Annotated in this window: 8 protein-coding genes and 1 pseudogene; 5 read left to right on the top strand and 4 right to left on the bottom strand. The window is 62.3% G+C overall.

Features of this window, described 5'->3' with window-relative positions:
• The first annotated feature begins 329 nt into the window (after positions 1–329).
• Both ACESMT_RS14820 and ACESMT_RS14815 read left to right on the top strand, forming a co-directional pair.
• Entirely contained in the window at positions 330–1,211 is an 882-nt protein-coding gene (locus tag ACESMT_RS14820; RefSeq protein WP_372827359.1) for a DMT family transporter, read from the top strand.
• Positions 1,208–2,338 (top strand): enoyl-CoA hydratase/isomerase family protein, encoded by a 1,131-nt coding sequence (locus ACESMT_RS14815; RefSeq protein ID WP_372827358.1) that lies wholly within the window; start codon positions 1,208–1,210, stop codon positions 2,336–2,338. The genes ACESMT_RS14820 and ACESMT_RS14815 overlap by 4 nt, the downstream gene beginning before the upstream one ends.
• Before the next feature lie 26 nt (positions 2,339–2,364).
• Here the strand turns inward: ACESMT_RS14815 and ACESMT_RS14810 are convergent, their stop codons facing one another.
• The 3 genes and pseudogenes from ACESMT_RS14810 to smpB all read right to left on the bottom strand — a co-directional run bounded on the left by ACESMT_RS14810 (position 2,365) and on the right by smpB (position 4,070).
• Positions 2,365–3,054 (bottom strand): VIT family protein, encoded by a 690-nt coding sequence (locus tag ACESMT_RS14810; RefSeq protein ID WP_372827357.1) that lies wholly within the window; start codon positions 3,052–3,054, stop codon positions 2,365–2,367.
• 45 nt (positions 3,055–3,099) lie between these two features.
• A pseudogene (locus ACESMT_RS14805) lies at positions 3,100–3,228 on the bottom strand (cytochrome b/b6 domain-containing protein); the annotation flags it as partial.
• 287 nt (positions 3,229–3,515) lie between these two features.
• On the bottom strand, positions 3,516–4,070 hold the full coding sequence (gene smpB / locus ACESMT_RS14800) for an SsrA-binding protein SmpB (RefSeq protein WP_372827356.1): 555 nt from the start codon (positions 4,068–4,070) through the stop codon (positions 3,516–3,518).
• A 55-nt stretch (positions 4,071–4,125) separates the two neighbouring features.
• On the opposite strand from smpB, the gene ACESMT_RS14795 reads away from it, so the two are divergent.
• Both ACESMT_RS14795 and ACESMT_RS14790 read left to right on the top strand, forming a co-directional pair.
• Positions 4,126–4,572, top strand: a complete 447-nt coding sequence (locus ACESMT_RS14795) for a type II toxin-antitoxin system RatA family toxin (RefSeq protein ID WP_372827355.1) — start codon at positions 4,126–4,128, stop codon at positions 4,570–4,572.
• Positions 4,559–4,915 carry an RnfH family protein gene (locus ACESMT_RS14790; RefSeq protein ID WP_372827354.1) on the top strand — a complete coding sequence of 119 codons (357 nt, stop codon included), beginning with the start codon at positions 4,559–4,561 and terminating at the stop codon, positions 4,913–4,915. Before ACESMT_RS14795 ends, ACESMT_RS14790 begins: the two co-directional genes overlap by 14 nt.
• 12 nt (positions 4,916–4,927) lie before the next feature.
• On the opposite strand, the gene ACESMT_RS14785 is transcribed toward ACESMT_RS14790, so the two are convergent.
• The gene (locus tag ACESMT_RS14785; RefSeq protein WP_372827353.1) at positions 4,928–5,485 is read right to left on the bottom strand and encodes a DUF4124 domain-containing protein; all 558 of its coding nucleotides are present in this window, start codon (positions 5,483–5,485) and stop codon (positions 4,928–4,930) included.
• Positions 5,486–5,630: 145 nt separating this feature from the next.
• On the opposite strand from ACESMT_RS14785, the gene ACESMT_RS14780 reads away from it, so the two are divergent.
• On the top strand, positions 5,631–6,500 hold an 870-nt coding region (locus tag ACESMT_RS14780), incomplete at its 3' end, for an IMP dehydrogenase (RefSeq protein ID WP_372827352.1).

Below are 6,500 nucleotides of genomic sequence, written 5' to 3'. Positions count from 1 at the left end.
AGGGGGCTGGCCTTGCTTGGGGCGGCCCTGCGCGGCGGCCGTTGCCCCCACGTTCGCTCACTGCGTGTAGCTCTCTGCCCCCCGAGGGGGCTGGCCTTGCTTGGGGCGGCCCTGCGCGGCGGCCGTTGCCCCCACGCTTGTCGCTTCGCGTACCGCGCTGCCCCCCGATGGGGCCGCTGCGCCTGCGGGTTGGCAAAGCCACTCCCGCGCCCCCTGTTGAAATGAAGTCGGGGAGGGCGGCGGAAGAGGCGCTCGCCTGAATACGCCCGCTGTGTGGCTCGCGCAGCGGCCTTTCCGGTTAAATGCACAGAGATCTGACTGAACCTGCCATGAAACTCACGCATTCCCAAGCCGTTGCCCTGATGGTTGCAGTCGCGCTGATGTGGTCAATCGCGGGCGTGGTGACGCGGCATCTCGAATCAGCGCGCAGCTTTGAAGTGACCTTCTGGCGCAGCTTTTTTACCTTGCTGTCGCTGCTGGTGCTGCTTCCGATGTTCCAGGGGCGCGAGGTTTTTGCCAGGATCCGCCACTCGGGCCGCTATTTGTGGATCTCCGGCATCTGCTGGAGCGTCATGTTCACCGCCTTTATGCTGGCGCTGACCATGACCAGCGTGGCCAATGTATTGGTGACCCTGGCCCTGGGGCCCTTGTTGACCGCGCTGGTTGCACGCATCTTCATCGGCCATCGCATCCCCCCCCGGACCTGGACGGCCATTGGCGTGGCCGGCGCCGGTATTGCCTGGATGTATGGTCGCCAGCTCAGCATGGGCGGCGTTGGGCAGTTCGCCGGCACGCTGGTGGCCCTGCTGGTACCCATGGCCGCTGCCGTGAACTGGACCGTGGTGCAGCGCAGCCAGGCGCATGGCGAAAGTATCGACCTGGTTCCGGCCGTGCTGGTGGGGGCGGCGATTTCCTCGTTGATGACCTTGCCGCTGGCCTTTCCGTTTGCCGCCACCGGGCGTGACCTGGGCTTGCTGGCCCTGTTGGGTCTGGTGCAACTGGCGATTCCCTGCGTGCTGGCCGTCATCTGCGCGCGGGTACTGAAGGCGCCGGAGATGTCCCTGCTGGCCTTGCTGGAGATTATTTTTGGCATTCTGCTGGCCTGGGTGGGTGCGGGCGAGGTGCCGGCTGCCAGCGTACTGACCGGCGGCTTGCTGGTCATAGGCGCGCTGGTCGCCAACGAACTGATGGGATGGAGATACAGAGCATGAATCAGGTTTACGAACTGAAAACGTCCGGGGACGTGCTGACAGAGGTGCGCGGAGGGGCAGGCTTCATCACGCTGAACCGCCCCAAGGCGCTCAATGCGCTGTCGCTGCCCATGGTGCGCGAGATAAACGCCGCGCTGACCGCCTGGCAGGGCGACCCGGCGATTCTGACGGTGGCGATACGCGGTACCAACAAGGCCGGGCGACCCGGCACGCCGGAGGCGCTGTTCGGTGGTTTCTCCGCTGGGGGTGACATCCGTTTTTTCCACGAGGTGGCGCTTGCGGGCGATGCGTCCCTGGACGACTTTTTCACCGAGGAATACCGCCTCAACCACCTGATCCACAACTACCCCAAGCCCTACATCGCCTTCATGGACGGCGTGGTCATGGGTGGCGGCATGGGGATTTCTCAAGGGGCAAAGGTCCGCATTGTCACCGAACGCAGCAAACTTGCCATGCCTGAAACCAACATCGGGCTTTTCCCCGACGTGGGAGGCGGTTATTTTCTGAGCCGCTGCCCGGGCAGCGTGGGCGAGTACCTGGCCCTGACCGGCGTGGTGATCGACGGGGCCGAGGCGCTGGCTTATGGCCTGGCCGACGTCCAGCTGCCAGCTGCAGGCCTGCCCGCGCTGTGGCAGGCCTTGGGTGAGCAGGCTTTTTCTGCCGCTGCCGATGTGGCGCAGTGGATTGCTACAAATGGGATAGCTGGCGGCGCCCGTCCCACAAGGGCGGGAGGCCAATTTGATCAATATTTTTCACTGGCACGCGTGAAACACATGGTGGATGCGCTGGAGGCTTCGCCCGATGAAGCCGCCAGAAAGATCGGCGCCATGTTGCGCAAGCGTTCTCCATTGATGCTGCACGTGACGCTGGAGCAGATACGCCGCGCCCGGACCATGAGCCTGGCGGATGATTTGCGCATGGAGCGCGACATCGTGCACCACTGCTTTCACCTGCGCCCCGGCGCAGCGAGCGAAACCGTCGAGGGCATACGGGCGCTGGCCGTGGACAAGGACTACACGCCCAAATGGAACCCGGCGCGTGTAGAGGACGTCAAGCCGGCGATGACTCAGGCGTTTTTTGCCAGCCCCTGGGCTGCGGAGCAGCATCCGCTGCGTGAGCTGTCCTGAGGCGGGTCGTCGCAAGAACCGTCACATCACACGATAGCGCCAAACAGGGCGCCCACGCCAGCGGTGATTGCCATCGCAAGCGCGCCCCAGAACGTGACCCTCCAAGCGCCGGTTAGCACATTGGCACCCCCGGTGCGGGCCGCCACCACCCCCAGCAAGGCCAGGAAAAGGAGCGACGTGGCGGCCACCCAGGGGATCAGATCGCGGTGCGGTGCCACCAGGGCCACGGCGAGTGGCAACGCGGCGCCCATGGCAAAACTGCTGGCAGACGCCAGCGCCGCCTGGACCGGGCGGGCACTGAACGCTTCGGAGATGCCCAGTTCGTCACGTGCATGGGCGCCTAGCGCGTCATGGGCCATCAATTGCGTGGCCACCTGGCGCGCCAGGTTGGGCTCCAGGCCGCGTGCTGCATAAATTGCCGTCAGTTCACGCGTTTCCGCAGCAGGGTCAGCCTTGAGTTCGGCGTCTTCGCGCGCTAAATCAGCCTTTTCGGTATCCGCCTGTGAGTGCACCGAGACGTATTCTCCAGCAGCCATGGACATGGCACCGGCAACCAGCCCGGCCACGCCGGTGAGCAAAATACTCCCGGCACTGGTGTTGGCGGCAGCAACACCAATCATCAGGCTGGCGGTGAAGACGATGCCGTCATTGGCACCCAGCACCGCTGCGCGAAGCCAGCCGATGCGCGCTGTTTTGTGACGTTCGAGGTGTCGCATGGCATCTTTCCAGATGGGAGGCGCGAGCCCGGCTCAGTACCGACCTCACAGCATGCGCCGCAAGGTGTTGTCGCGCAAGACAAAGTGATGAAAAAGGGCAGCTGCCGCATGCAGTCCCAGCAGAAAATAGCCGACCGTCGCGCCTGCCTCGTGAATCTCCTTGATCAGGCTGGCCGCATTCCTGTTTTCTGCGACAAGCACCGGCCGCGCAACTGGTTATTGCCGTCGGACTTCAGAAAAAAGCCTGCGTTCTTGCCCTCGCGCTGGGGTGTCGCATGACCCAGTGCTGACCACATCCTCCAGGGAACCGTTGACCTGGATCTATCGCGGGCACTTCGCGCAGGCAACGCGGCCTCCGTCAGCGCCAGCCCGCACCTCTGCAGATGCTGGTAAACCAGCTCTGCCAGTCGTATTCCATCCCCCCGAAAACAGTGGTAAACCGGCGTCCTTTGGCCAACTGGTCAGCGGCTGCGCGACTTCATCGCGCGTTCAACTTCGCGCTTGCCTTCACGATCCTTGATGGTGTCGCGCTTGTCGTGCTCACCCTTGCCCTTGGCCAGGCCAACCTCGCATTTGACCTTGCCAGCCTTCCAGTGCAGGTTCAGTGGCACCAGCGTGTAGCCTTTTTGCTCGATCTTGCCAATCAACCTGCGGATTTCTTCCTTGTGCATCAGCAGCTTCTTGGTGCGTACCGAGTCTGGCCGGATGTGGGTGGAGGCCGTGCCCAGCGGGTTGATCTGGCAGCCGATGATGAACAACTCGCCATTGCGGATCACCACGTAGCCGTCGGTCAGCTGCACCTTGCCTTCGCGCAGTGACTTGACCTCCCAGCCTTCAAGCACCATGCCGGCCTCGAAACGCTCCTCGATGTGGTAGTTGAACAGCGCTTTTTTGTTGTCGGCGATGCGCACGGCCGCAGCCGCGGCCTTGGGCGTGAGGTTGACGGCGGGCTTGCCCGCGGGTTTTCCGGAGGAGGCGGCGGCCGGTTTTTTGGAGGATGCTTCTTTGGTGGCCATGTGTAAAAAATAAGGGCGTCACCGGCTAATACAATCGGGCGCAGCCCCTGATTGTATGAAAACCGTCCACAAGTCCGTCCTGATCTGGTACAGCGCAGCCGAAATGTTTGCCCTGGTCACCGATGTCGCCAGTTACCCGCAATTTTTGCCCTGGTGTGATCAGGCCGAAGTCAGCTCTGAAGACGCCCAGGGCATGACGGCCAAGGTCGGCATTGCGTTTGCGGGCATCGGCCAGAGTTTCACCACCCGCAACACCCATGCCAAAGACCGCAAGGTCACACTCCGGCTGGTTGATGGGCCGTTTTCAAAACTGGACGGCCACTGGGACTTCACCCCGCTGGGTGATGGCAGCCAGCGCGCCTGCAAAGTCAAATTCACCTTGCGTTATGACTTTGACAACCCCGCTCTGGCGGCTTTGGTGGGCCCGGTGTTCGACAAGATCGCTGGCAGCATGGTCGACGCCTTCGTCAAGCGGGCGGCGCAAGTGTATGGCGAGGCCTGATGCTGGAGGGTCTGTGAAGATCACACTGGTTTATTCACCAGGCCCCCGACAGGTGCGCGAGTGGCAACTGGTGCTGGCTGCGGGTAGCACGGTGGCGCAAGCCATTGAAACGAGCGGCATCCTGGGGTCATATCCAGAACTGGCTTCAGGTCGGCTGGCGCTGGGGATCTGGGGGCGCAAGACCAGCCTGCGGCAAGTGCTGCATGCACAGGACCGGCTCGAGGTCTACCGCCCATTGCGGGTTGATCCGAAGGTGGCGCGGCGCGAACGGTTTGATCAGCAGGGCGTGAAAAAATCAGGCTTGTTTGCCCGTAAAAGGGCAGGGGCCAAAGCCGGCTATTGAGCGGCGTGGCTGCTATTTGCAGTCGCTGTCGATGGTGCCCTGCAAGCGCTTGCTTTCAGCCGCTTTGGTACTGTCGTCCATGAAGTCGCGCTCTCCCTTGGCATTGACCGTGGAGATTCGCACGCCCGACTTGAAGGACGCCAGGCTCTTTTTTGCGCGGTCACAATTTTCTGCCAGGTTTTTTGCATTTTTTTCTTCTTCTGCTTTTTTCCTGGCGGCTTCTTCTTCCTCAAGCTTTTTCTTTTTGGCCTGTAACTCGCTATCCTTGCCCGAAATCTTCGGGGCATTGGGGTCGGCTTTGGACTTGGCTGCGGACGCTGCAGGCGCCGACGCCGCAGCGGTGTTTACGCCCCCTGCCGATTCGGCAGGGACCACGGCTAGAGGCACACGGCCACGACCGCCAGGCTGCTTGAGGATGTCTTTTTCCTTGATGTCTGATGTCGGCGGCCTGTCGCTGAAGACCTTGCGCCCATCCTTGTCTATCCACTGCCATTGGGCGGCGGCGCCCAGTGCAAAAGCCCAGCCTGCAAGGGTCAGAACAAGGTGTTTGGGCGTGATTTTCAGATCCATGGTTTCCAGTGTAGCCGCCTGTGCCAGAGAAGCTGATGTCCGGTCGGTATAGCCGCAGGCTATTTTGTAACGCGGCAGCACGCAAGCCAGCGCAAGGGTTTGTACCGAGCGGCGCGGGTACAATCCTATTTTTGGAGCCATCCCTATGCGCCTACTCGGCAAAGCGCTCACCTTCGACGACGTATTGTTGGTGCCAGCGTTCTCCCAGGTCCTGCCCAAGGACACCACGCTTTCCACCCAGTTTTCAAGAAATATCCGCCTGAACCTGCCTCTGGTGTCGGCCGCCATGGACACGGTCACCGAAGCCCGTCTGGCCATTGCCATTGCGCAGGAAGGTGGCATTGGCATCGTTCACAAGAACCTCACGCCGCAGCAGCAGGCCGCCCATGTGGCCAAGGTCAAGCGCTATGAGTCCGGGGTGGTGCGTGATCCGGTGGTCATCACGCCAGAGCACACGGTGCTGCAGGTGCTGGAGCTGTCCGAGCAGCTTGGTATATCCGGTTTTCCGGTCTGCGACGGCGGCAAGGTGGTGGGTATCGTGACCAGCCGCGATCTGCGCTTTGAGACCCGCTACGACGTCAAGGCACACCAGATCATGACGCCGCGCGAAAAACTCATCACGGTCAAGGAAGGCACTTCCGCTGCCGAAGCCAAGGCCTTGCTGAACAAGCACAAGCTCGAGCGCGTACTCGTGGTCAACGACGATTTTGAGCTCAAGGGCCTGATCACCGTCAAGGACATTACCAAGCAGACCAACTTCCCCAATGCCGCACGCGATGCTGCGGGCCGCCTGCGCGTGGGCGCCGCTGTTGGTGTGGGCGAGGGCACCGAGGAGCGGGTTGAGGCCCTGGTCAAGGCCGGTGTCGATGCCATCGTGGTGGACACCGCCCACGGCCACAGCCATGGCGTGATCGAGCGCGTGCGCTGGGTCAAGAAAAACTACCCGCAGATAGATGTGATTGGCGGCAACATTGCCACCGGCGCAGCCGCACTGGCGCTGGCTGAGGCCGGCGCT

It is taken from the genome of Polaromonas sp. (assembly GCF_041689105.1).
GTDB lineage: Bacteria > Pseudomonadota > Gammaproteobacteria > Burkholderiales > Burkholderiaceae_C > Polaromonas.
The sequence above is the reverse complement of the archived record's forward strand: the minus strand, read 5'-3'. Positions and strand labels throughout refer to the sequence as shown.

Excerpts from the sequence above, each read along its gene's own strand:
- ACESMT_RS14820 (WP_372827359.1), top strand. The coding sequence starts at position 330 with ATGAAACTCACGCATTCCCAAGCCGTTGCCCTGATGGTTGCAGTCGCG.
- ACESMT_RS14815 (WP_372827358.1), top strand. The coding sequence starts at position 1,208 with ATGAATCAGGTTTACGAACTGAAAACGTCCGGGGACGTGCTGACAGAG.
- ACESMT_RS14810 (WP_372827357.1), bottom strand. The coding sequence starts at position 3,054 with ATGCGACACCTCGAACGTCACAAAACAGCGCGCATCGGCTGGCTTCGC.
- smpB (WP_372827356.1), bottom strand. The coding sequence starts at position 4,070 with ATGGCCACCAAAGAAGCATCCTCCAAAAAACCGGCCGCCGCCTCCTCC.
- ACESMT_RS14795 (WP_372827355.1), top strand. The coding sequence starts at position 4,126 with ATGAAAACCGTCCACAAGTCCGTCCTGATCTGGTACAGCGCAGCCGAA.
- ACESMT_RS14790 (WP_372827354.1), top strand. The coding sequence starts at position 4,559 with ATGGCGAGGCCTGATGCTGGAGGGTCTGTGAAGATCACACTGGTTTAT.
- ACESMT_RS14785 (WP_372827353.1), bottom strand. The coding sequence starts at position 5,485 with ATGGATCTGAAAATCACGCCCAAACACCTTGTTCTGACCCTTGCAGGC.